This window comes from Hymenobacter gummosus (assembly GCF_003970915.1).
GTDB classification, from domain to species: Bacteria; Bacteroidota; Bacteroidia; order Cytophagales; family Hymenobacteraceae; genus Solirubrum; species Solirubrum gummosum.
Genome location: NZ_RXOF01000018.1, coordinates 26,723 through 48,688 on the forward strand (window position 1 = coordinate 26,723; position 21,966 = coordinate 48,688).

The 21,966-nt window shown below is 66.6% G+C and carries 18 protein-coding genes; 8 read left to right on the top strand and 10 right to left on the bottom strand.

Annotation, left to right across the window (positions count from 1 at the left end):
* Window positions 1-111: 111 nt before the first annotated feature.
* The 6 genes from EJV47_RS28235 (at window position 112) to EJV47_RS23585 (ending at window position 7,044) form a co-directional block, all read left to right on the top strand.
* Window positions 112-750 (top strand): hypothetical protein, encoded by a 639-nt coding sequence (locus EJV47_RS28235; protein ID WP_165903908.1) that lies wholly within the window; start codon window positions 112-114, stop codon window positions 748-750.
* A 176-nt stretch (window positions 751-926) separates the two neighbouring features.
* Entirely contained in the window at window positions 927-1,487 is a 561-nt protein-coding gene (locus EJV47_RS23565) for a DUF6252 domain-containing protein (RefSeq protein ID WP_126695669.1), read from the top strand.
* Between the two features lie 45 nt (window positions 1,488-1,532).
* A complete protein-coding gene (locus EJV47_RS23570; protein WP_126695670.1) occupies window positions 1,533-2,072 on the top strand; it encodes a hypothetical protein in 540 nt (179 codons plus the stop codon).
* Between the two features lie 43 nt (window positions 2,073-2,115).
* Entirely contained in the window at window positions 2,116-3,210 is a 1,095-nt protein-coding gene (locus tag EJV47_RS23575) for an OmpA family protein (protein WP_126695671.1), read from the top strand.
* A 263-nt stretch (window positions 3,211-3,473) separates the two neighbouring features.
* Window positions 3,474-4,574, top strand: coding sequence for a porin (locus EJV47_RS23580; RefSeq protein ID WP_165903909.1), 1,101 nt, complete (start codon window positions 3,474-3,476; stop codon window positions 4,572-4,574).
* A gap of 316 nt (window positions 4,575-4,890) precedes the next feature.
* Window positions 4,891-7,044, top strand: a complete 2,154-nt coding sequence (locus EJV47_RS23585) for a glycoside hydrolase family 97 protein (protein WP_126695673.1) — start codon at window positions 4,891-4,893, stop codon at window positions 7,042-7,044.
* A 342-nt stretch (window positions 7,045-7,386) separates the two neighbouring features.
* Here the strand turns inward: EJV47_RS23585 and EJV47_RS23590 are convergent, their stop codons facing one another.
* From EJV47_RS23590 to EJV47_RS23635, 10 genes are all read right to left on the bottom strand, one after another.
* Window positions 7,387-9,837: a TonB-dependent receptor domain-containing protein gene (locus EJV47_RS23590; RefSeq protein ID WP_243651294.1), complete on the bottom strand. Its 2,451-nt coding sequence runs from the start codon at window positions 9,835-9,837 to the stop codon at window positions 7,387-7,389.
* 604 nt (window positions 9,838-10,441) lie between these two features.
* Window positions 10,442-11,269, bottom strand: a complete 828-nt coding sequence (locus EJV47_RS23595) for a DUF4097 family beta strand repeat-containing protein (protein ID WP_126695674.1) — start codon at window positions 11,267-11,269, stop codon at window positions 10,442-10,444.
* Complete coding sequence (locus EJV47_RS23600) at window positions 11,266-12,156, bottom strand: DUF4097 family beta strand repeat-containing protein (RefSeq protein ID WP_126695675.1); 891 nt, start codon at window positions 12,154-12,156, stop codon at window positions 11,266-11,268. Before EJV47_RS23600 ends, EJV47_RS23595 begins: the two co-directional genes overlap by 4 nt.
* Window positions 12,125-13,036 carry a HEAT repeat domain-containing protein gene (locus EJV47_RS23605; protein WP_126695676.1) on the bottom strand — a complete coding sequence of 304 codons (912 nt, stop codon included), beginning with the start codon at window positions 13,034-13,036 and terminating at the stop codon, window positions 12,125-12,127. Before EJV47_RS23605 ends, EJV47_RS23600 begins: the two co-directional genes overlap by 32 nt.
* Window positions 13,011-13,583 carry an RNA polymerase sigma factor gene (locus EJV47_RS23610; protein WP_424321920.1) on the bottom strand — a complete coding sequence of 191 codons (573 nt, stop codon included), beginning with the start codon at window positions 13,581-13,583 and terminating at the stop codon, window positions 13,011-13,013. The genes EJV47_RS23605 and EJV47_RS23610 overlap by 26 nt, the downstream gene beginning before the upstream one ends.
* Window positions 13,584-13,915: 332 nt before the next feature.
* Window positions 13,916-14,257 (bottom strand): bacillithiol system redox-active protein YtxJ, encoded by a 342-nt coding sequence (gene ytxJ / locus EJV47_RS23615; protein WP_126695677.1) that lies wholly within the window; start codon window positions 14,255-14,257, stop codon window positions 13,916-13,918.
* Window positions 14,257-14,583 carry a hypothetical protein gene (locus tag EJV47_RS23620; RefSeq protein ID WP_126695678.1) on the bottom strand — a complete coding sequence of 109 codons (327 nt, stop codon included), beginning with the start codon at window positions 14,581-14,583 and terminating at the stop codon, window positions 14,257-14,259. The genes ytxJ and EJV47_RS23620 overlap by 1 nt, the downstream gene beginning before the upstream one ends.
* 76 nt (window positions 14,584-14,659) lie before the next feature.
* Window positions 14,660-14,995, bottom strand: coding sequence for a hypothetical protein (locus EJV47_RS23625; protein WP_126695679.1), 336 nt, complete (start codon window positions 14,993-14,995; stop codon window positions 14,660-14,662).
* A 72-nt stretch (window positions 14,996-15,067) separates the two neighbouring features.
* The gene (locus tag EJV47_RS23630; protein WP_126695680.1) at window positions 15,068-15,385 is read right to left on the bottom strand and encodes a hypothetical protein; all 318 of its coding nucleotides are present in this window, start codon (window positions 15,383-15,385) and stop codon (window positions 15,068-15,070) included.
* Window positions 15,386-15,483: 98 nt separating this feature from the next.
* The gene (locus tag EJV47_RS23635; RefSeq protein WP_126695681.1) at window positions 15,484-17,493 is read right to left on the bottom strand and encodes an alpha-ketoacid dehydrogenase subunit alpha/beta; all 2,010 of its coding nucleotides are present in this window, start codon (window positions 17,491-17,493) and stop codon (window positions 15,484-15,486) included.
* 212 nt (window positions 17,494-17,705) lie between these two features.
* Here EJV47_RS23635 and EJV47_RS23640 point away from each other — a divergent pair, with 212 nt between their 5' ends.
* A complete protein-coding gene (locus EJV47_RS23640) occupies window positions 17,706-19,169 on the top strand; it encodes an ArnT family glycosyltransferase (protein ID WP_126695682.1) in 1,464 nt (487 codons plus the stop codon).
* Between the two features lie 115 nt (window positions 19,170-19,284).
* Window positions 19,285-21,927, top strand: a complete 2,643-nt coding sequence (locus tag EJV47_RS23645; protein WP_126695683.1) for a TonB-dependent receptor plug domain-containing protein — start codon at window positions 19,285-19,287, stop codon at window positions 21,925-21,927.
* Window positions 21,928-21,966 lie beyond the last annotated feature (39 nt).

Sequence of the window (21,966 nt, forward strand, 5' to 3'; positions counted from 1 at the left end):
CCGAACCGGCTGGCTTCGGGGGCTGAACTCGGCCCCGCGACGTCCGAACAAGCCTTTGCGACCTGCCCGAATGCCCGGGGCGGGCGGCCCGGCGTCCTTTGCTGCACCCCGATGCTCAACCCCGTTGGTGCCATGCAAACCCTGACCCTGCCCGCCCGCCGCCTGCTCGTTGCCGATGAAGACTGGGCCGCCGAGCTGCTGGTAGCCGCCTACACCGCCGCGCCGGCCGCCGCTGCGTGGCCCGGCGGGGCCGCGCACAGCCGGGCCTGGCTGCGCTTGCTGCTGCGCTACGCCCTGCACGCCGGCAGCGTATACGCCGGCCCGGCCGACCGCAGCGTGGCCGTGTGGCTGCCGGCCGAGGCGGCGGCGCTGTCGTGGGCCAGCCTGCTGCGGCGGGGGCAGTTGGCGCTGCCCCTGCACCTGGGCTGGAGCGCCTGTCGGCAACTTATGCATTGGCAGCAGCAACAGGACGAGCGGCGCCACCGGGCGCTGCCCATGCCTCACCACCAGCTGCTGGCGCTGGGCGTGCGCCCGGGGCAGCAGGGGCAGGGGGCCGGCCGGTCGCTGCTGCGGGCCTCGGTGGCGGCAGTGGGTGGGCGGTTTCTGCCCTGCTACGCCCCAGTGTACTCGCTGCGGGGGCTGAGCCTGGCCCGGCAGCAGGGCTTCGAGGTGGCCAGCTACGACGAGGTGCCGACGCCCGCCGGGCCGGTGCCCTGCTGGGGGCTGGTGCGCAGCGCCAGCGTCATCTGATTTCGTCGCAAAACCATGCGGGCAAGCCGGGGCGCGGTGGGACGCGACGTCCGAACAAGCCTTTGCGACCTGCGGAAACGGCCGCGGCGGCCCCTCAATCTTCCTTTGCCAGCACCACCGCCTACCACATCGGGCCAGCGGCTTCTCCCTGACTTCATCACCCCAACCACTGCGCCATGCACATGCTTGCCACTTTCTCCACCTTGCGCTTCTCGCGCGCCGGCCTGCTGGCCGGGCTTCTGTCGCTGAGCCTGCTTGGGGCCTGCGGCGGCAACGACGACGAGGACGGCTCCTCCGCCTACGACGGCACCGTCACCTGGACCCACAACGGGCAGAGCTACACCAGCAAGGCCTACGCCTCGGCCATCGTCGACAGCCCCACCAAGTTCATCATCACCGCGGCGCCCGATGGCAACAACACCCAGACGGTGTCGCTGGTCATCTACAACCTCGACACCCGCGGCGCGGCCAACTACGACCTGGCCCGCGGCTCCTCGCTCAGCGACCTGCCCATCGGCGCGCTGACCCTCTCGGGCGGCAGCGGGCCGAACGGCATCTACAGCACGCTCTACGGGCCGGCCGCCTCCAATGGCACGCTCAGCGTGACCCAGTACGATAAAGCCGCGCAGAAAATCAGCGGCACGTTCAGCTTCACGGCCGGCCCCACGGCCAACACCGGCGCCGTCGGCACTCAGACGGTCAGCAACGGCTCCTTCTCCTTCACCAAGTTTCGCTAGGCCGCGCCGGCCGCTCATTTCGCCATCATTCAACTACGCCCATCTATGAAAACGCTGCCCGCTACCCTGCTGCCGCTGGCCCTGCTGCTGAGCCTGGCCGCCTGCAAAAAAGACGAGGACAAAGAGCCCTCCAAAACCGATAACCTGACCAACACCACCTGGAAGGACAGCCAGGATTTTCTGCAGCTGAACGGCGCGACGGGCACCCGCGCCACGGCCGCCGGCAGCGTGAATACCTACCAGTTTGCCCGCGACGGCAAGCTGACCGTGACCCCGCCCAGCGGCCCGGCCAGCAGCGGCACCTGGGCCTTTGCCAGCAACGAAACCCAACTGGTCATCAACAACGGCTCGACCAGCAAGACCTACGAAGTGTTCGAGCTGAGCAAGGACAAGGTGTCGTTCGGCTACCGCTACAACCAGACGCAGGTGCAGCAGGCCGTGGCCGGCGGCGGCGGCTCGGAGGGCCAGCTGATCCGCGGCCTCATTCTCTCGGCCGGGGGCTACACCTTCCCCGCCGGCACGCCCACCACGCCGGCCGCCCAGCTCACCAGCATTCAGTGGGGCCAGACGGTGGTGCCGAAATAAACTACCTGCCGCTGCCTCCGACACCTATTCCCCGTTTCTCGCCATGACGTTTACCCTCGTTTCTGCCCTGCGCCGCCTTGGCCTGCTGCTGGGCACCTCGGCCGCGCTGCTGGCCTGCTCCTCCGAATCGAAACCGGCAGAGGAAGCGGCGGCCGCGCCCGTGGTACCCACGGCCGCGGCCCCGAAACCGGCTGAGCCCGCCGCCCCGGCCCCCGCGCCCGCCGAAGCCGCTGCGCCGCCCGCGGCCGCCGGCTTCGATGCGGCCGCCGTGCCGGTGGCCAACCCGACGGTCGGGGCCTTTCCGTTCTTCAGTCTGATTGACGGCTACGAGAAGGGCGACGCCAAGGGCAACATGATGAGCACCGAGTCCAAGAACCTGCTGAAAGACGTGGCCTTCGACCGGTACGAGTTTTTCGACGGGGTGAAAATCATTCCGGTGGAAGGCCGGCTGTACACCACCAAGGCGCTGGGCGAGGGCGCCTCCTTTTTCCAGGCCCAGAAAACCTACGAGAAGCTCATCAAGGACATGGGCGGCGTGACGGTGTGGGAAGGCAGCATGCAGAAATTCAAGGACGCCAAGCTCAATTTCGAGGAGCAGCGCCACCGGGGCCGCTACAACATGTGGGACTCGGAAAAAGCCGGCGTGTACATGGTGCGCACCCCCGACCGCGAAATCTGGGTGGAGGCCTACAAGCAGTGGGACGACAAGGACAACTACTGGCTGACGGTGGTGGAGAAGAAGGCCCTGCCCATGCAGGCCGCCGTGCTGCCCGCCGAGCAGCTCAAAAAGGAGCTGGACGCCAACGGGCACGTGGCCGTGTACATCAACTTCGACACCGATAAGGCCTCGATCAAGCCCGAGTCGGAGCCGGCGGTGGCGCAGGTGCTCAAGCTGCTGCAAACCACCCCCGCCCTGCGCCTAACCGTGGAAGGCCACACCGACAACGCCGGCACCGCGGCCCACAACCAGCAGCTGTCGGAGCAGCGCGCCCAGGCCGTGGTGGCGGCTCTCACCAGTCAGGGCGTGGCCGCCACCCGCCTGAAGCCTGCCGGCCTGGGCCAGACCAAGCCCCTGGCCGACAACGGCAGCGAGGAAGGCAAGGCCAAAAACCGCCGCGTGGAGCTGGTGCGCATGTAGCTCACAGCGGCGCAGCAGCTTTTCAGAGTGAAAATCCGGGCTTGCCAGATTGGTAGGCCGGCGCGGCGCGCCACCTCCTTAACCGGGGGTGGCGTTGGTGTTTGTGGTTGATTGTGAGGGCAAAAACGAGCGAGAGGAGAGAGGCGGAATCGGCAGGGCGCCAAAGTTGAATAAGAGCCGTCATGCGCCGCGGGCCAGCCCGCGGCCGGTTGTTTTTCTGCTGCGCGCGGCGCCTTCCGGCCCGGCGCTATTTTCTCCTCCCGATGAAAGCCCCCGCTTTACTCGCCCTGGCCTGCCTGACGGCCGCATCCGCCCTGGCCCAAACTCCCGCCACCAGCCCCGCCGACTCCGCGGCTGCCGAGCCGCTTACCTTCTACGGCTTTGCCGACGGCTACTACGGCTACGAGCTGACCGGGCAGTGCCCGACGCGGCCCGGCTTTATTTACGCCCACCACCGCGCCAACGAGTTTGCCCTGAACAACGCCGTGCTGGGCCTGCGCTACGACGACGGGCGGGTGCGCGGGGCCGTGGCCCTGCACGCGGGCACCTATGTGGAGGCCAACTACGCCGCCGAGCCCGCCGCCCTGCGCCACCTGTACGAAGCCTACGCCGGGTTCCGCCCCTTCCGCCGGGCCTGGCTCGACGTAGGTATCTTCCCCTCGCACATCGGCTTCGAGTCGGCGCTGAGCAAGGACAACTGGACGCTGACCCGCTCCCTGATGGCCGAAAACTCGCCCTACTACGAAAGCGGGGCGCGCCTCACGTACGAGGCCGGGCAGCGGCTGACGCTGACCGGGCTGTTGCTCAACGGCTGGCAGAACATCCGCGACACCAACCGCGCCAAGGCCCTGGGCACGCAGCTGCAGTGGAAGCCCACCGCTAAGCTGCTCCTCAACAGCAGCACCTTCTACGGCAACGAGCAGCCCCAGGACTCGGCCCGGCGCCGCCGCTACTTCCACAACTTCTACCTCAGCTACGCCGCCACCGAGCGGCTCAGCCTGGCCGGCATCTTCGACGTGGGCTGGCAGGAGCAGGCCGCCCGCGGCCGCCGGCCCGATAACTGGCACAGCGCCGCCGCCCTGCTGCGCTACCAGCTCACAGATAAGTGGGCCGCCTGCACCCGCTACGAGTACTACCGCGCCGACCACGGCGTCATCATCCGCAGTATCTCCCCGGCCCCGACGGACGCCAACTTCCGCGTCGGCGGCGCCTCGCTGAACCTCGACTACGCCCCCACCGCGCACGTGCTGGTGCGCCTGGAAGGCCGCGCCCTGCGCAGCCAGGACCGCCTGTTCACCGCCGACGCGGGCCGGCCCACCCGGACGTATGGCAACCTGACGAGTAGCATCGCGCTGAGCTTCTAAAGGGCGGTGTAGAGACGCAATACTTGGCTGACGCCTTCCTGCGGTTGCGCCTCGCTGTTGAACGATGGAGCATAAACGGTGCGGAGGCGAATGGGCCGAAAACGAATTGCACCGTTCGCACGGCGCGGACCCGCAGACGCAACCGCAGGAAGGCGTCAGCCAAGGTTGCGTCTCTACAGCAGGGCGGCCTGGATGAGCGGGTGAGTAAGCGGTTACGCGGAAAAGCGGGGTTTATTCTTGCGTGATTTTTTTATGTTTCCCGCTTGTCCCACCTTTGCCCCGGCCTTTTCCCAACCAGCCCGGCCGCGTTTTCCCTATGAAGCACCGCGCTACCCCACCCCCGACCACGCCGTTTTTCCGTCCCAAGCAGCTGCTGACGCTGCTCTGCCTCGCGCTGCTGGGCCTGCAGGCCCGCGCCGAGGAAATTAAGTCGCCGAACGGGCAGCTGACGCTGAACTTCGACGTGCAGCAGGGCGGCGTGCCCACCTACCGGCTGCGCTACAAGGGCCGCGAGGTCATCAAAACCAGCAAGCTGGGCCTGGAGCTGAAGGGCAGCACCAGCCTGCAGACGGGCTTCACCCAGACCGACAAGCAGACCCGCTCGTTCGACGAGACGTGGACGCCGGTGTGGGGCGAATCGAAGACCATCCGCAACCACTACAACGAGCTGGCCGTGACGCTCACGCAGCCCGAAACCCAGCGCACCATGCGCGTGCGGTTCCGCGTGTTCGACGACGGGCTGGGCTTCCGCTACGAGTTCCCGCGCCAGCCCAAGCTGGACTACTTCACCATCAAGGAGGAGCGCACCCAGTTTGCCCTGGCCGGCGACCATAAAGCCTTCTGGCTACCCGGCGACTACGACACCCAGGAGTACAGCACCGTCACCTCCAAGCTCTCGGAAGTGCGCGGGCTGATGAAATCGGCCGTAACGGGCAACGCCTCGCAGACGCCGTTTTCGGCTACCGGGGTGCAGACGCCGCTCATGCTCAAAAGCCAGGACGGGCTCTACATCAACATCCACGAGGCGGCCCTCATCGACTACAGCTGCATGCACCTGGAGCTGGACGACAAGACGATGACGCTGGAGTCGCACCTGACGCCCGACGCGGCGGGCGACAAGGGCCTGATTCAGACCCCGGCCAACTCGCCCTGGCGCACGGTTATCGTCAGTGACAAGGCCGGCGACATTCTGCTGTCGAAGCTGGTGCTGAACCTCAACGAGCCCACCAAGTTCAAGGACGTGTCGTGGATCAAGCCGGTGAAGTACGTGGGCGTGTGGTGGGAAATGATTACGGGCAAGGGCACCTGGTCGTACACCAACATGGAAAACATCAAGCTCGACTCGGTGGACTTCCAGAAGGTGACGCCCAACGGCACCCACGCGGCCAACAACCAGCGCGTGAAGCAGTACATCGACTTTGCCGCCCAGCACGGCTTCGACGCGGTGCTGGTGGAGGGCTGGAACATCGGCTGGGAAGACTGGTTCGGCAAGCACAAGGACTACGTGTTCGACTTCGTGACGCCCTACCCGGACTTCAACGTGCAGGAGCTGAACCGCTACGCCCAGAGCAAGAACGTGCGCATCATCATGCACCACGAAACCTCCGGTTCGGTGCGCAATTACGAGCGGCACCTCGACACGGCTTTCCAGTTCATGAACAAGTACGGCTACAACGCGGTGAAAACCGGCTACGTGGGCGACATCGTGCCGCTGGGCCACCACCACTACGACCAGTGGGTAAACAACCACTACCAGTACGTGCTGGAAAAAGCCGCTGAGCACAAAATCATGGTGAACGGCCACGAAGCCGTGCGCCCCACCGGCCTGGCCCGCACCTTCCCCAACCTCATCGGCAACGAGGCCGCCCGGGGCACGGAGTACGAGTCGTTTGGCGGCAACAACGCCGACCACACCACCATCCTGCCCTTCACCCGCCTCATCGGCGGCCCGATGGACTACACGCCGGGCATCTTCCAGACCCGCATCAGTACGTTCAATCCCAAGAACAACTCCTTCGTGCACTCGACGCTGACCCGGCAGCTGGCCCTGTACGTGACCATGTACTCGCCCCTGCAGATGGCCGCCGACATGATTGAGCACTACAACCAGCACCTCGACGCCTTCCAGTTCATCAAGGACGTGGCCGTGGACTGGGACGACACGAAGGTTCTCGAAGCCGAGCCCGGTGACTACATCACCTACGCCCGCAAGGCCAAAGGCAAGAGCAGCTGGTTCGTGGGCAGCACCTGCGACGAAAACGGCCGCACCTCCAAAATTGACCTGAGCTTCCTCGACCGCGGCAAGAAGTACGTGGCCACCATTTACGCCGACTCCCCGGACGCGCACTACGAGAAGAACCCGCAGGCCTACCAGATCCGCAAGCTGAACGTGACCAGCAAAACCAAGCTGACGCAGCTCTGCGCCCCCGGCGGCGGCTACGCCATCAGCATCTTGGAGGCGGGTAAGTAAACCCGACGAAACGCGCAACCAGCCCCGGCAGCCACACTGGCTGCCGGGGCTGGTTCTGGTTGCTTGGGGTCAGGCGCCTCCTTAGCGGAACTCCAGCCGCGTAGCGGCGCCACGTCAATAGCATACGTCTGAGGAAGTAAACCCGAGCTCCGTAGGAGCGGCACCTTACCCGCGCGGGCGAGGTGCCGCTCCTACGGAGCTCGAAACGTTCTTACCGGTCTGTTGCTATTGACGTGGCGCCGCTACGCGGCTGGGGTTCAGAGTGGGGTAATGAGTAGTGGGAAAGGCTTCGGCTGCCCCTCGGCATGATGTTCTTCCTCATTCTTCCTTCGTCCTTCTGCATCACTGCGCGCGTCGCATTTCGTCCTCGGCGCCGCGGCGGCGGTTGGTGCCGTTGATTTTGTCGTTGCCCAGGCGCCAGTTCAGCGAGAGGGTCAGCACGCGGGAGTCGCGGCGCAGGTAGAGGCGCTCCTCGTAGTTGGCGTAGCGGGAAAGGGCGTGCAGGGGCGAGGTCATCAGCACGTCGGTGGCGGCCAGCTTGAGGGTGGCTTTCTTGTCCCAGAGGTCCTTTTTCACGCCCAGGCCCAGCTGCCCAAAGTCGCGGAAGACGAAGAAGCCCACGCGCTGCGGCGAGTAGTAGTTGGCGTTCAGCTCGGCGCCCCAGCCCTGGCCCAGCACGAAGGTGCTGTTGCTGCTCACGTTGAAGGCACCCTGCCCGCGGCTCAGGCTGGTGCCCGACAGCTCGCCCTGGTAGTGGATGTAGAAAAACACCGCGTTGTTGTACACCTGCCACCACTTCGTCGGGTTCAGCGGGGCCGTCAGCGTCAGGGCCGCGTAGTGCTGCCGGTCCAGGTTCACGTACCGCGACACGGTGGAGGTGGTCGATTCGGGCGCGGCTACGTCGGTAATGGGGTTGTCGGTGAGGCTGTAGCTGAAGGCGGCGGTGAACTTCTGCTTGAAGGTGTGGCCCAGCTCCAGGTTGTAGGAGGTTTCGGGCAGCAGCTCCGGTGTGCCGGAGAAGGAAGTCGTCGGGTCGATGACGAAGCGGAAGGGGTTCAGCTGCCGGTAGGAGGGACGGTTGATGCGCCGGCTCAGGGCGGCCGTCCACTCGTGTTGGGGGCTGGCGGTGTACTTCACCGAGGCGTTCGGGAAGAGCTGGAAATAGTCGCGGCGGAAGGTTTGCGTTTCGTCCAGCGGCACGCCCTTGGCGTGGGTTTGCTCCCCGCGCAGGCCCAGCTGCAGGTTCAGCTTCTCGCGGTTGTGGCTCAAGGTGAGGTAGCCGGCCGAAATAACCTCGTCGTAGCGGAACCGGTTGCTGCGGCCCGCATCCACCGTCGTGATGCCCTCCACGGTGTTGGTGAACTGCAAATCGTTGTCGGAGTACACCCGGCTGGTTTTGGCGCCGGCTTCCAGGGTGGTTTTGGCGCTCAGGGCCTGCAGGTAGTCGGCCTTGATGGCCTGGATGCTCAGCGTGCCGGTCTGGTCGCCGCTGAGCAGCGTTTCGGGGCGGCCGGGCCGCCCGAAGGTCGTGAGCGTCTGCAGGCGGTTGGTGTAGTAGTAGGCGTAGTCGGCGTCGGTGGTCAGCTCCCGCTTGCCGGCGGCGGTGTTGGCGAAGGCGTGGCGGAGGTTGAAGTTGGCCGTGATGTTGGGGTTGTAGCCCAGACCGGTGCCGCGGGCGGTATAGTAGTCCGTCACGCGCCCGAGCGAGTCATAGAAAGTGCTGACGTTGCTGCTGGTGCCGCCGGGGTGGGGCTTGGGCACGGCAAAGCCCGTCACCACCCCGCCCACGGTGGTGTTTTTCGACAGCTCGTAGTCGGCCCCGAGGCGGTAGACGACGAAGTGGTCCTGGCCCGTGTTGTCGTTGCGCTGGTCGGCGCGGCTGAGGAGCACCGGCTGCCCGTCGCGGGTTTCGTAGTAGGAGCGCAGCGTGTTGCGCACGTTGAAATACTCGCGCCTGGCGTAAGTGGTGGAGGCGAACAGGTTCAGCCCGCCCTGCCGGTAGTTGCCGCTGAGGTTGCCGGTGAAGCGCCCGTAGTGGCCGCGGCCGTAGCTGAGGCTGCCGCTGCCGTTGGCGCCCTGGCGCTGGTCCTTCTTGAGCTTGATATCGATGATGCCGGCCGAGCCCTGGGCGTCGTACTTGGCCGGCGGGTTGGTTATCAGCTCGATGCTCTTGAGCTGGTCTGCGGGCAGGGCGCGCAGGTAGTCGGCCAGCTCCGAGCCGGTCATGGGCTGCCGCTTGCCGTCGATGAGCACCAGCAGGCCGGTGCGCCCGCGCAGGGCCAGGTTGTAGTTGCCGTCCACCGACACGCCCGGAGCCCGGCTGAGCACGTCCAGGGTGGTGTTGCCGGTGGCCAGCGTCGAGCCTTCCACGTTCACCACGGTGCGGTCGGAAAGCCGCTCGTACAGGGGCTTCTGGCCCACCACCTGCACTTCCTTGAGCTGGGTGGCCTGGCTGACGGGCAGCACCAGCGCCGACAGCGCCGCGGCGCCCGGGAGCTCAAACACCGCGCTCCACTGCCGCCCAAAGCCCACCTGCGACGCCGACACCCGGTAGCGCCCGGCCGCCAGCTGCTCGAAGCGGTAAGCGCCCGTAGCGTCGCTGAACTCCGATTTCACCACCACCGAGTCCTGGGCGCGGTGCAGGGTCACGGTAGCGAAGTCGATGGCCGGGCCGGCGGCCGAGCGCACCGCGCCCGTGACGGTGCTTTGGGCCTGGGCGGCCGGGGCGGCCAGCAGCACGGTGGCGGCCAAGCTCAGCCCCGGCAGGCAGCGGAGGTAAAAGTTCGTTTTCAAAGCGCAGAAAGGGTTTGGGAGCGGAACGGTAAGGGCAACAGCGGGCCGCGCCACCGCAAAAGCGGCAGCCGGGCAGGCGGGTAAGCAGAAAAGCAGCGGTAGCGCCGGCGCAAGGCTAAGGCCCGCTCCGGGAAGCCGGCCAGGGCCAGGAAAGCTGGCGCAGCCGGGGATTCAGGCGTGGAAACTGCGCTTTCGGCGGAGCGTTACAGCCGCCGTCAACTTTTTTTTCGCGGGGCCGGGCAAGCATAGGCAAGGCGGCTTCGTTTGCCGGCCCCACAGCCGCCGCGCGGCGCTATGTTGGTAGAGCAACCGATGCGCCAGAACATCCGAGCTGCAGCGCAGCGGCATGGCCGAGGGGCCGCGTGACCAGCCAGGGGCCACCACCAACCCGCGCAACGAATGCCGCTGCGCTGCAGCTCAACCGGGCTTTCAGGCGGATACTTCTACTAATATGGCGCTGCGCGGCGGCTGTGGGGCCGGCAAACAGAACCGCTCCAAGTGCAGGCGGCAGCCAGCGCCGGGCCAAAAAATAAGCGGGGCCCGGACTCCCCCGGGCCCCGCTAAGCAGGCTTGGACACTCATTCACCACCCGCTCCCGCGTGCGTCATTTCGCTTTGCGCACGTAGATGTTACCGTTCAGGGTCTTGAGCATGAACTCCGCCCCGCCGCCGTTGATTTTGCCGCTGGTCCAGCTGTCCTGGCTCACGCGGTAGGTGCCGTCCTTGCTGGTGCGCGTCACCTTCGGAGTGCTGTTGTCCACCGCCAGGTCGAAGTCGGTGTAGATTTCGCCGCGGTCCGACTTGAGCTTGAGCGCGGCCTTGGTTTTGGCCGGCAGCGTGAGGTCAATCTTGCCGTTGATGTTGGAAAAGGCCATCGGCGCCCCGCCGGTTACCTCGCGGAAGTCGGCCGTGATGTCGCCGTTGACGGTGTTGACCACCGCCGAGCCGGCCACGTCCTCCAGCCGGATCGAGCCGTTGACGTTGGATATTTCCAGCTCGCCCGTCACGTTCTGCACCGTGATGCTGCCGTTGTTGACGGTGCCAATCTGCAGGGAAAACTGCCGCGGCACCCGGATGGTGAAGTCCACCGGCGTCTGGTGCGACTGGGTTTTGAGGTACACGTGGTTGTCTTTTTCCTGGGCCGTCACGTCGAGGCCGTTCACCTGGGAGAGGCGGCGCATAGCGTTGGGCGCGGGTTCGGAGCCGGTGTCGCGGGTGCTGCTGCGCAGAGCCACGTCAATCACCACGTCTTTGCCGCTGCCGCCTTCCACGCGGATGGAGCCGCCTACCAGCTTCAGGTGCAGGGTGCCGGGCTTGCCGGGGTTGCTCAGGGCCACAGTCAGCTGCTCTTTGCCGGCCTGCTGGGCCAGCGCGGGCCGCCCCCAGGCCAGCACCAGCAGGGCCAGCAGAGTGCGCAGTAGGGTCGTATTCATCGGGTCTGTTGTTTGATGGTGACGTTGCCGTTGAGGGTTTCGAAGCGGAAATCCGTTCCGCCCTGGCCCAGCCGCACGGCCGTCTCCTTGCTGAGTTTATACTTGGTGCCTTCGCCCTGGCGCTGCTGGTTCTGCGTCACCCGGGCAGGCATGACTTCGGCCTTCGGAAAGTCGGTGTACAGCTCGCCGTGCATGCTCTTGAAGTAGAGGTCGGCCGACACGTTGGCCGGGTAGCTTACCGTGATGTTGCCGTTGATGGTGTGGTAGCTGGCCGCCTTGGTGGGCGTCGCCGCGTAGCTCACCTCCACGTCGCCGTTGACGGTGCGGGCCACGGTCACTTCCCGGGCATTGCGGACCACCACCCCGCCGTTCACGTTGCGGGCCTGCAGCGGGCCGGTCACGTCTTCCAGCAGCATTTTACCGCCGTTCACGGTGGAGGCGCGCACTTCCATGCCGGCGGGCACTTTCACCACGTAGTCGAAAGTGAAGGAGTAGCGCGGGCCGTCGTTTTTCCAGTTGTCCTGGAAGCGGTTGTTGCGGTTCTGCTGGTTGGGACGCGAGTCGTAGGGGCCGGCCACGTACAGCAGCACACTGTCGCCGCGCTGCTCGAAGCCGGGCTGGGCTTCCTTCAGGCCCTGGGCTAGCAGCTCGGCGCTGGGGGCCTTCACCGTGCGGCTGATTTCCACCTGCACGGTTTTGCCGCTGTAGCCCTGCACCGTCACCGAGCCGTTCACGTTGTAGAGGGCCAGGGTGGCGCGGCTTACGTCGCCGGCTATAGTGAAGCTGCGGGTAATCTTGTCGGTGGAGGAGCGGTCCTGGGCCTGCAGGGAGCAGCTGGGCAGCCACAGCAGCAGGCTAAGCAGTGCGAGTATCGTCTGGGGTTTCATGGGAAGTCGTGGGAGTTGAGGATGGGGGAGGAGCCGGGTCGTTGGACAGCGTTTCCAGGCTTTGCTCCAGCTTGTCTTTGACCTGCTCGTTCAGGTCGTCTTGGCGCAGCAGCTGCTGCAGGGGCTTTTTGGCGCCGCGCTCCTGCAGCTGCACCATCACGTCGGCCAGCGCGGCCTGCACCATGGGCGAGTCCTGCCGCGGCAGGGAGCGGACCAGGCCCTGGCGCACCACCGGGTCGTTGGTGAGGCCGCTGAGCACGTCGAGGGCGGCGAGGCGCACGTTCACGTTTGGGTCCTGGTTGAGCGTGCTCAGCAGGGCGGCCACCACGTGCTCGTTGGTGTGGGCTTCTTCGCCGGCGTAGCCCACGGCGCGCAGCCGCTGCACCGCCGAGGGGTCGGCCAGCATGGCCAGCACCACTTGCTGCCGCCGGGTGTCGGCCGCCGGCTGTTCGGTGGCGGCCAGCTCCTGGCCGCCGGCTCCGGACGTCTCCGGGCGGCTGCGCAGGCTGTAGCCGCCTACCAGGCCAATCGTCAGCAGGGCCAGCCCGTAGGCCAGGCGCAGGGCGTAGGCCGGCTGCCACCACTGGCGCAGCCGCTCCAGCCAGCCCGCCACCGACCAGCTTTGGCGCCGCTCTTCCTGGGCCTGAAAATCGGCCAGCATGGAGTAGAAGCGGGGGCGCAGCTGCTCACTGGGCTCGGGCACCGGCAGCTGGCCCAGGCTGGTCCACAGGGCCTGGGCGGCGGCCAGCTCCTGCCGGCAGGCGGGGCACTGGCCGAGGTGCTTTTCGAGGAGCCAGCACTGCTCGGCGGGCAGCGTGCCGGCCAGCCAGTCCATCAGCTCCCCTTGCACGGCTTCACAGTTCACGGACTTTGCTTCCATTTTCCAGTTTCAGGTAGATGTCTTTCAATTGCCCCAGAGCCCGGTGCGCGCGCACCTTCACGGCCCCCACGGTGGTATCGAGCAGCTGGGCTATCTGCTCGTATTTCAGCTCCTGGAAGCGGCTCAGCACCAGCACCTCGCGGTGGTCGGGGCTGAGGCGGGCCAGGGCCCGGTGCAGCAGGGCCACGTCCTGGGTCTGCTGCAGCTGGGCGTCGGCGGTGGTGCCGCCGGGCAGGCGCTCGGCCCAGTCGGCCACGTCCTGGTGGTGCAGGGCGGGCTTGTTTTTCTTGGCGGCGTCGGCTAGCACGTTGCGCGCCAAGTGGTACATCCAGGTCCGGAACTCGCCCTCCCCGGTGAAGGTGTGCCGGTACTTGAGCATGCGGTAGAACACGTTCTGTACCAGATCCTCGCTGGCCGCGGCGTTGCCGTTGGAGTGGTAGAAAAACGCGTACAGCGGCCGGTGGTACCGCTCAAACAGCAGCCCCATCTTGTCGACCTGGCCGGCCTTCACCTGCAGCATGAGCGAGTTGTCGGTGAGCGAGTTCAAGCGCGGGGTCGGTGAGGGGGGGGAGCTGATTCGGCGGTGGAAACTGCGCGTTTTGGCAGAGGTTACAGCCGCCGGCGAAATATTTTTTCGGTGGCGCGAATGTCGTCCGCAGTTGGGTTCATAAAGGCCGATTTAGCACGTCATTCAGAGCGCAGCGAAGAATCTCGCTGGATAGTAATCTACTCGTTGAACAAGAATTGACTATCCGCCGTCAGCACGCGAGATTCTTCGCTGCGCTCTGAATGACGTACTTGCACAGAGCCAAAAAAAGTGCGCCGCGCATCCAGCAGGATGCGCGGCGCACTCGGGGTACTTGGCGGGGTGAGGCCCGGTTAGGCGGCCACTTTCTTTTTCACGTCGCCCAGCTGAATGCTCATGTGCGAGGCGTCGTAGCTGCACTCCCCGTCCTGAATCAGCAGCAACTGCGGCGACTGGTGTCGCACGCCGAACTGCTCGGCAATCTGGTTGGAGATGGGGCGGTAGCGCAGCAGGTCCAGGTAGTAAGCCTTCACGTCGGTGAGGCCGGCGTCGGCCCACTGGCGCTCCAGGCGGGTTTTGGCCATGGCGCTGATGGAGCAGCTGGTGCTGTGCTTGAAGATGACGACGGGGTGCTCAGCCGATTCGCGCACGATGTCGGTGAGCTGCTCAAGCTGGGTTAGCGGGGTCCACTGCATTACTGGGCTTCTTTGGATTGTTTGCGGGCTTTGCGGGCGTTGGTCACCATTTTCTGGTCGCTCACGCGCGGCGTGCCGGTGTTGTCGAACGGGTAACCCGCCACGCCCTCCACCGAGTTCCGGGTGGGCGTCTCACCGGCCCGCAGGTCGCGCTTGTCCACGGCCAGGTGGGTTTGGCGCAGGTCTTCGGGGGCGGTGAATTTCTTGGCCTCCTTCAGCGACTTGCGGGCGGCCCGCTTGTGCGAGACGAAGTCGGTTTGGGCGGCGGCGGGCAGCGTGGCCAAGCCCCAGAGCAGCAACCCGGCGGTAACAACGCGAAGCAGCATATGGCTAACGGTATACGGGTGGGAGAATGGGACTGGCACGCGGTGATTGTACGCAGCCCGCAGGGAAAAGGCGGAGTTAGAAGGGAACCGGAATGCCCAAGATGCGGCGCGGCCCGATTTTCTTTTTGAGCTTGCGCCGGTTCAGCTTGGGTTTCTTGAGCAGGCCGTTCTTGTCGTAGCTGTTTTTCTGCACTTTGGGCGGCTCCGCCGACGTGTCGGTGGTCGAGCCGTCGGCCGCCTCGGTGGCGTCGGGGTCGGCCTTCTTCACCTTCTTTTTCTTGACGGTGGGCCCCTGCGGATTGGGGATGCGGTACGGGTGAAACAGGCGGCAGCCGCTCAGCGCGGGGCCAGCCAGCAACACCAGCACGAGCAGCTGCCAGCTCAGCCGGCGCAAACGCAGAAACTCAATCACAAAGCAGCGGGGTAAGGACGGCGGTATTCGGTCAAAAATACAAAGGCCGGAGAATATTCGCTCCGGCCTCTGCTATCCAGCCTTGGGCAGCACGATACTTTCGAGCCGCAGCCGCGCTTCGTGGTCCTCCAGTTGGGGCATGCGGTTCAGCACGCCCAGTACGTTGCCGGACATCTGCTGCATCACGTCCAGCATCCGCAGCTGCACCTGCTCCATGCGTGCAAACCGCTCATCCATGCCTTCCAGGCGGTAGTCAATGCCTTCGAGGCGGTTTTCAACGTTTTCCAGGCGGTTGTCCAGGCTTTCCAGGCGCTGGTCCATGCGGTCCATGCGGCGAAGCATATCGGCCATCATGCCGTCAAGTTGGCCGAATCGTTCGTTATTATCCATCGATGATGATAGGGGTAGGTTGGATAGGCTACTATATGACGATGCGGAGTCAGCCGCCAAGGACCTGCTCCGCATCGTGCGCCAATCAGAGGCTCTCCTTAATAAGCCAGTAGCTTCTCCACGCAGGCGCGCAGGCGATTGTCGGCCAGGAAGTTGTGCTCCAGGTTCGGGGCGAAGGGAATGGCGGTATCCAGCGAGGCTACGCGCTGAATGGGGGCGTCGAGCTTGGTGAAGCAGTGCTCGGCAATCCAAGCGCCGATTTCGCCGCCGATGCCGCCGGTCAGCGTGTCCTCGTGTAGAATGATGACGCGGCCGGTTTTCTCCACCGTGCGGCGCACGGCTTCTTCGTCCCAGGGCAGCAGGGTGCGCAGGTCCAGGATGTCGCAGTCCAGGCTCATTTCCTCGGCCAGCTTGGCGGCCCAGTGCACGCCCATGCCGTAGGTGATGATGCTCAGCTCCGCGCCTTCCCGGGCGAGGCGGGCCTGGCCGATGGGCAGGGTGTAGTAGTCGTTCGGCACCGGCCCCGAGATGCTGCGGTAGAGCATCTTGTGCTCGAAGTAGATAACCGGGTTGGGGTCTTCGAGGGCGGCGCAGAGCAGGCCCTTGGCGTCGTAGGGGGTGGCGGGGTACACCACTTTCAGGCCCGGCGTGTGCACAAACCAGGCTTCGTTCGACTGCGAGTGGAAGGGGCCGGCGGCCGAGCCGGCGCCGGTGGGCATGCGCACCACCACGTCGGCGTTCTGGCCCCAGCGGTAGTGGCTCTTGGCCAGGTTGTTTACAATCTGGTTGAAGCCGCAGGTCACGAAGTCGGCAAACTGCATTTCCACCATTGCCTTCTTGCCGCGGATGCTCAGCCCCAGCCCGGTACCGATGATGGCCGACTCGCACAGGGGCGTATTGCGCACGCGGGCCTTGCCGAACTGCTGCACGAAGCCGTCGGTAATCTTGAACACGCCGCCGTACTCGGCAATGTCCTGGCCCATGAGCACCAGCTCGGGGTACCGCTCCATGCTCTGGCGCAGCCCGTCACTGATGGCGTCGACGTAGCGGCGGTCCGTAGTGCTTAGTTCTTGGTGCTTAGTGCCTGGTTCGTTCGGACCAAGCACTAGGTACTCAGCACTAGGCACAAAAGGCATGTACATGTCGGCCACTTCCTCTCGGGTGTCGGCCGTGACTTCCGGGGTGTCGAACACCACGCGCCAGGCCTCGTCGATTTCGTCCTTGATGGTGCGGCGGTAGCGCTGCTTGGCTTCCTCGTCGAGCACGCCCTGCTCCAGCAGGTACCGCTCGAAGTTCTCGACCGGGTCTTTCTGGGCCCATTCGTCAAACAGCTCCTGGGGCACGTACTTGGTGCCCGAGGCTTCCTCGTGGCCGCGCATGCGGAACGTGAGGGCCTCCAGCAGCACCGGGCGCGGGTTCTGGCGCAGGTCCTCGGCCAGGCGGCGCACCGTGTCGTACACTTCCAGCACGTTGTTGCCGTCCACCTGCACCGCTTCCATGCCGTAGGCCGGGCCCTTGTTGATAAAGTAGCCGTGGCGGAACTGCTCGTTCGAGGGCGTCGAGAGGCCGTAGCCGTTGTTTTCGACGATGAAGATGACCGGCAGCTGCCACACGGCGGCCACGTTCAGGCCCTCGTGGAAGTCACCCTCGGAAGCGCCCCCGTCGCCGGAGTACACCACCGTTACCTTGCCCTCGTCGTTGAGCTTCGAGGCCAGGGCAATGCCGTCGGCCACGGCCAGCTGCGGGCCCAGGTGGCTGATCATGCCCACGATGTGGTGCTCGTTGGTGCCGAAGTGGAACGACCGGTCGCGGCCCTTGGTGAAGCCGGTTTTCTTGCCCTGCCACTGGGCAAAGAGACGGTCCAAGGGCAGCTGCCGGCAGGTAAACACGCCCAGGTTGCGGTGCAGGGGCAGAATGTACTCGTCGGGGTGCAGGGCCAGCGTCGAGCCCACCGAAATAGCCTCCTGCCCGATGCCCGAAAACCACTTGCTCACTTTGCCCTGGCGCAGCAGGATGAGCATTTTCTCTTCGATCATGCGCGGCTTCACGAGGCCTTCGTAGAGGCGCAGCAGGTCGTCGTTGGAGTAGTCTTTGCGGTCGAATTGCATGGGGAGGAGAGGGTTCGGGGGAAAGTGGCGGCAAAGGTAGGCGGTTGGGCGGCTTCCGGAAACGAGGCCCTCCAACCCGCCCGCCGGTACCGGCCAGCCCGGCCCGCGTCGACACCGACCAAGGCCAGCCAGGGCCGGCGCGCCCTTGGGGCCCCGACTTTAAGCCGTAAGTTGCTCGTCGGTTCACCGTATTGCCACCAATTTCTATTCCCGTGTCCCGTCCGCTTTCCCTGGCCGCGCTGCTGCTGACCCTGGTTACCGCTGGGTTTTTACTGTTCTGGAAGCTGGGCGGCCTGCCCGTGCAGCAGTGGGACGAGTGCCGCACCGGCCTCAACGCCCTGGAAATGCTGGCCCGCGGCGAATACCTGGTGCCCTACTACCGGGGCCAGCCCGACCTCTGGAACGCCAAGCCCCCGCTGCACGTGTGGCTGCTGATGCTGAGCTTCGCCTCGCTCGGGCCCTCGGAGCTGGCCCTGCGCCTGCCTGCCGCGCTGGCGGCCCTGGCTACCGTCGGGCTGGTGTACGCGGCCGGCCGCCGCTGGCTGGGCCACGCCGCCGCCGGCCTGCTGGCCGCCCTGGCCCTGGTCACGGCCGGGGGCTTCACCACCCTGCACGTAGCCCGCGCCGGCGACTTCGACGCCACCCTCACCCTGTGGACCACCGCCGGCACGCTGGCCTGGCTGGGCTACCTGCGCAGCGGCCGCACCGGGCTGGCCTGGCTTACGGGCGGCAGTTACGCCCTGGCTTTTATGACCAAAGGCATAGCCGCCCTGCTGCCCGGGCCGGGGCTGGTGCTGGCCGTGTGGGCCACCGGGCGAAGCGCCCGGCTGCGGCGCCCGGCGCCCTGGCTGGCGGCGGGGCTGGTGCTGGCCGTAGCCCTGGGCTGGTACGGCCTGCGCGAGGCTTTGTCGCCGGGCTACTTGGAGGCCGTGCGGGAGTTTGAGCTGCGCATGGCCACCGACAACGTGGAAAACAACGGGCAGCCGCTGCTTTGGTACGTGGGCCACCTGCTGGAAGCCAACTTCTCGGCCTGGCTGGCGCCCGCCCTGCTGGCCGTGGTGCTGGCCTGGCGCCGCCCCGACGGTAGCCCCGCCCAGTTGCTGGTGCGCGGCGCGGCTACCGTGGCCGGCACCCAGCTGCTGATTCTGTCCCTCACCCGCACCAAGCTGGCCTGGTACGACGCGCCCCTGTACCCGCTGCTGGCCTTGCTGGCGGCCGCGGGCGTCGTATGGGCGGGCCGGGCGCTGGCCGCGCACTACCGCTGGCAGCCCCGGCCGGCTTGGCTGCTGCTGCCGCTGCTGGTGGCCGCCGGCCCCTACGCCGACCGCCTGGCCCACCTGCGCGAGCTGCACCAGCGCCGCTTCCAGAATGCCACCCTGCTCTACGGCCGCCACCTCACCGCCCAGGCCACCCAGCGGCCCGAGCTGCAAGAGTACCTGGTGGCCACCGACAGCCTGCACAACGACAGCCCGGAGTTTTACCGCGTGGCGGCCCAGCGACGCTACGGCCACCGCAGCGGCTGGGTGCACTCCACCTTCGCCGGGCAGCCCGAGCCGGGCACGGTGGTGGTGACCTGCGGCGCGGCCGCCCGGCGCCCCTGGCTGGCCCGCTACCAGGTCGAAACCCTGCTGCAGACTGACTCCTGCGTGACCATGCGCCTGCTGCAGCGCCGCTGAGCTGGCCTCGGTGGACTGCCGTGCGGCCCGGCCGGCCAAAAAACGAGCCGGAGTAGGGCCTGTCGCGCGAGTTAGTAGCTTCGCATTTTAGTAATTCTTATCCTCCTTCGGTGCTATGCACGCACGTTTACTTGCCGGGGCGCTAATAGTCCTGCCTGCCCCCATGGCCTGGGCGCAGCAGCCCGCGCCGGCTGCCGTTTCGGCCCCCGATTCCCTGACCTTGCCTCCCCTGGAGGGCGCCCACGACGGGGCCGGTACGGTGCGCGTGGCCGATTTGCCCCTGCTGCCCGTACAGGAGCGGCTGCGGCAAGTAGCCGGCGTGCAGGTGACGCCTTACTCGGGGGCGCCCGGCAGCCCGGCAGTGGTGCGCATCCGGGGGGCCGGCTCGGTGGCCAATGGCAACACCCGCCCGCTGTACGTAGTCGACGGTATTCCGGTGTTTACGGCGTCCGTAGCCGACCCGAGCGAAACCAGCCCGATATTCTCGCTGTCGGCTGAAACCAACGCCAACCCCCTGCTGACGCTGCCGCCGCAGACCATCGAGTCGGTGGAGGTGCTGAAGGGGGCCCTGGCCACGGCCCGCTACGGCCTGTACGGGCAGAATGGCGTGGTGCTGATTCGCACGCGGCTGGGGGCCGAAGGCCAGCCGCTGCGGGTGCGCTACCAAGGCTTCGGCACGGTAAGCCAGCCGTTGCGGCGCTTTGAGCTGCTCACGGCCCGGCAGTACGCCGAGCTGGCCAACGAAGCCGCCGCCAACAACAACCGCCCCCCGGCGTACCCGGCCGCCGAGCTGGCCCGCCTGGGCACCGATTGGCAGAACGAAGTGCTGCGCCCCGCCGCCCTGGGGCAGCAACAGCACCTGAGCGTGAGCGGGGGCAGCGCCCGGGGCACCAGCTATTACGCCGCGGCCGACTACCTCGGGCAGCAGGGCGTGGTGCGCTACGCGTTTCTGCGGCGCTACGGCCTGCGCCTCAACGTGGCCCAGACAATCGGGACGCGGCTGCGGGTGGAGGGCCGCGTGGGCTTCAGCCAGTCCGACGAGCGGCGCCCCTCAAGCGCTGTGGTGCCCGCGGCCCTAACCAACCTGCCTACGCTGCCCGTGCGCGACGCCAACGGGCAGTACGTCCCCATCCGCATCTTCTCTTCCCTCCGCATGCCCAACGCGGCGCAGCTGGTGGCCGAAAGCTACCGCCGGCCGCGCGAGCAGCGGCTGCTGGCTCAGGTAGGGGCTTATTACCAGCTGCTGCCCGGCCTGAGCGCCGAGCTGCGCGGCTCCCTGGAGCGCCACGAGCTGACGGCGCGCCAGTACACCAGCTCCTTCTATATCCCCAATGCGGCTACGCCCGCGGTGCCGACGCTGCACCAGCGCCATAGCTACCAGCAGTGGATTCTCTACCCGGCGCTGCGCTTTGCCCGCACCTGGCGCGAGCAGCACACCCTCACGGCGGCCCTGGAGGGGCAGCAGTGGATAAGCCGGCAGCGCCAGTCGGTAGAAGAAGACTACGGCGGCATGGGGCAGCAACGCTCCTCCGATTACCTCCGCCTCAACCAGCACAACGACTTGCTGACGGCCGGCTACCGCTACGCCGACCGCTACGAGCTGCAGGCCTCGCTGCGGGCCGAGCGCATTACCCCGCTCTTCTCCGACAGCTACTGGTGGTGGCTGCCGGGCGCTCAGTTCACCTGGCACGCGGCGCGGGAAGGCTTCCTCAGCGGCTCCGCGCGCCTTTCCACGCTCGATGTTTGGGCGGGCTGGGGCCGCACCGGCACCGGCTCGGCCGATGGTATGCGCATAGTGCAGGGCAACGTGGCCTACCAGCGGCCCGCCAACCGCACCACGCAGCAGGAAGTGGGCCTGCAGCTGGGCCTGTGGCAAAACGCGCTGACCATTACCGCCACCGCCTACCGCCGCTACACCGAAGGCAATCTGAGCCTGCTGCTGAGCGGCTTGCCCAGCGGCATGCCCGCTTCCGTGGCGGTGTTGAGCCACCAGATTCGTAACCGCGGGGCGGAGCTTACCCTGCAGGGGCACTGGCAGCTGGGCCGGCTACAGGGCGTATCGCGCCTGGCCGCGGCCTACAACGCCAACCGCTACACGGACAACTTTGGGTTCGGGGGCACTTTTGGCCAGACCCGCGCCGCCAGCGGCCAGCCCCTGTCGGCCTTCTACGGGTTCCGCTACCAGAATGGGGTTGATCCGGGCACCGGGCAGTACCGCTACGCGGACCTCAACGGCGACGGGCGCCTCACCTTCGACGACCAGCAGGCCCTGGGAACGGCCATTCCGCCGCAGCTGCTGAGCCTGGGGCAGCAGGCCCGCGCGGGCCGCTGGGCTCTGAGCCTGCAGCTAGACGGCATGTTTGGCTACCAGGTGCACAACGCGCTCCTGGCCTCCCTGGATTACGCCGCGGACGGCTCGAACCGCAGCACACGCGTGCTGGACCGCTGGACGCCCACCAACCTCGACTCGGACGTGGTGAAGGCGGGCGGGGCCAGCGGTAATTTCGGCGACTACCAGCTGCAGCCCGGCACCAACGTCCGCCTGTCGGCGGCCCAGCTCTCGTTCAGCGTGTGGCGCCGCGGGCCCCGGCAGGCCGATATCTGGCTGGCCGGGCACAATCTGCTGGTGCTGACGCGCTACCGCGGTTTCGACCCCAACGTGAGCAGCGCCGGCGCCGATCCGTCGCAAGCTGGTATCGACAACAATGCCTACCCGGTGGCCCGGACGGTCGCGCTGGGGGTATCGGCCACGCTGTAACCGCATTTGCTCCCGGCGCGCCGAACCTCGCGCCGTTTT

What these genes read in the sequence shown, in the direction of transcription:
- EJV47_RS28235 (WP_165903908.1), top strand. Translation starts at nt 112, where the DNA reads ATGCTCAACCCCGTTGGTGCCATGCAAACCCTGACCCTGCCCGCCCGC.
- EJV47_RS23565 (WP_126695669.1), top strand. Translation starts at nt 927, where the DNA reads ATGCACATGCTTGCCACTTTCTCCACCTTGCGCTTCTCGCGCGCCGGC.
- EJV47_RS23570 (WP_126695670.1), top strand. Translation starts at nt 1,533, where the DNA reads ATGAAAACGCTGCCCGCTACCCTGCTGCCGCTGGCCCTGCTGCTGAGC.
- EJV47_RS23575 (WP_126695671.1), top strand. Translation starts at nt 2,116, where the DNA reads ATGACGTTTACCCTCGTTTCTGCCCTGCGCCGCCTTGGCCTGCTGCTG.
- EJV47_RS23580 (WP_165903909.1), top strand. Translation starts at nt 3,474, where the DNA reads ATGAAAGCCCCCGCTTTACTCGCCCTGGCCTGCCTGACGGCCGCATCC.
- EJV47_RS23585 (WP_126695673.1), top strand. Translation starts at nt 4,891, where the DNA reads ATGAAGCACCGCGCTACCCCACCCCCGACCACGCCGTTTTTCCGTCCC.
- EJV47_RS23595 (WP_126695674.1), bottom strand. Translation starts at nt 11,269, where the DNA reads ATGAATACGACCCTACTGCGCACTCTGCTGGCCCTGCTGGTGCTGGCC.
- EJV47_RS23600 (WP_126695675.1), bottom strand. Translation starts at nt 12,156, where the DNA reads ATGAAACCCCAGACGATACTCGCACTGCTTAGCCTGCTGCTGTGGCTG.
- EJV47_RS23605 (WP_126695676.1), bottom strand. Translation starts at nt 13,036, where the DNA reads ATGGAAGCAAAGTCCGTGAACTGTGAAGCCGTGCAAGGGGAGCTGATG.
- ytxJ (WP_126695677.1), bottom strand. Translation starts at nt 14,257, where the DNA reads ATGCAGTGGACCCCGCTAACCCAGCTTGAGCAGCTCACCGACATCGTG.
- EJV47_RS23620 (WP_126695678.1), bottom strand. Translation starts at nt 14,583, where the DNA reads ATGCTGCTTCGCGTTGTTACCGCCGGGTTGCTGCTCTGGGGCTTGGCC.
- EJV47_RS23630 (WP_126695680.1), bottom strand. Translation starts at nt 15,385, where the DNA reads ATGGATAATAACGAACGATTCGGCCAACTTGACGGCATGATGGCCGAT.
- EJV47_RS23635 (WP_126695681.1), bottom strand. Translation starts at nt 17,493, where the DNA reads ATGCAATTCGACCGCAAAGACTACTCCAACGACGACCTGCTGCGCCTC.
- EJV47_RS23645 (WP_126695683.1), top strand. Translation starts at nt 19,285, where the DNA reads ATGCACGCACGTTTACTTGCCGGGGCGCTAATAGTCCTGCCTGCCCCC.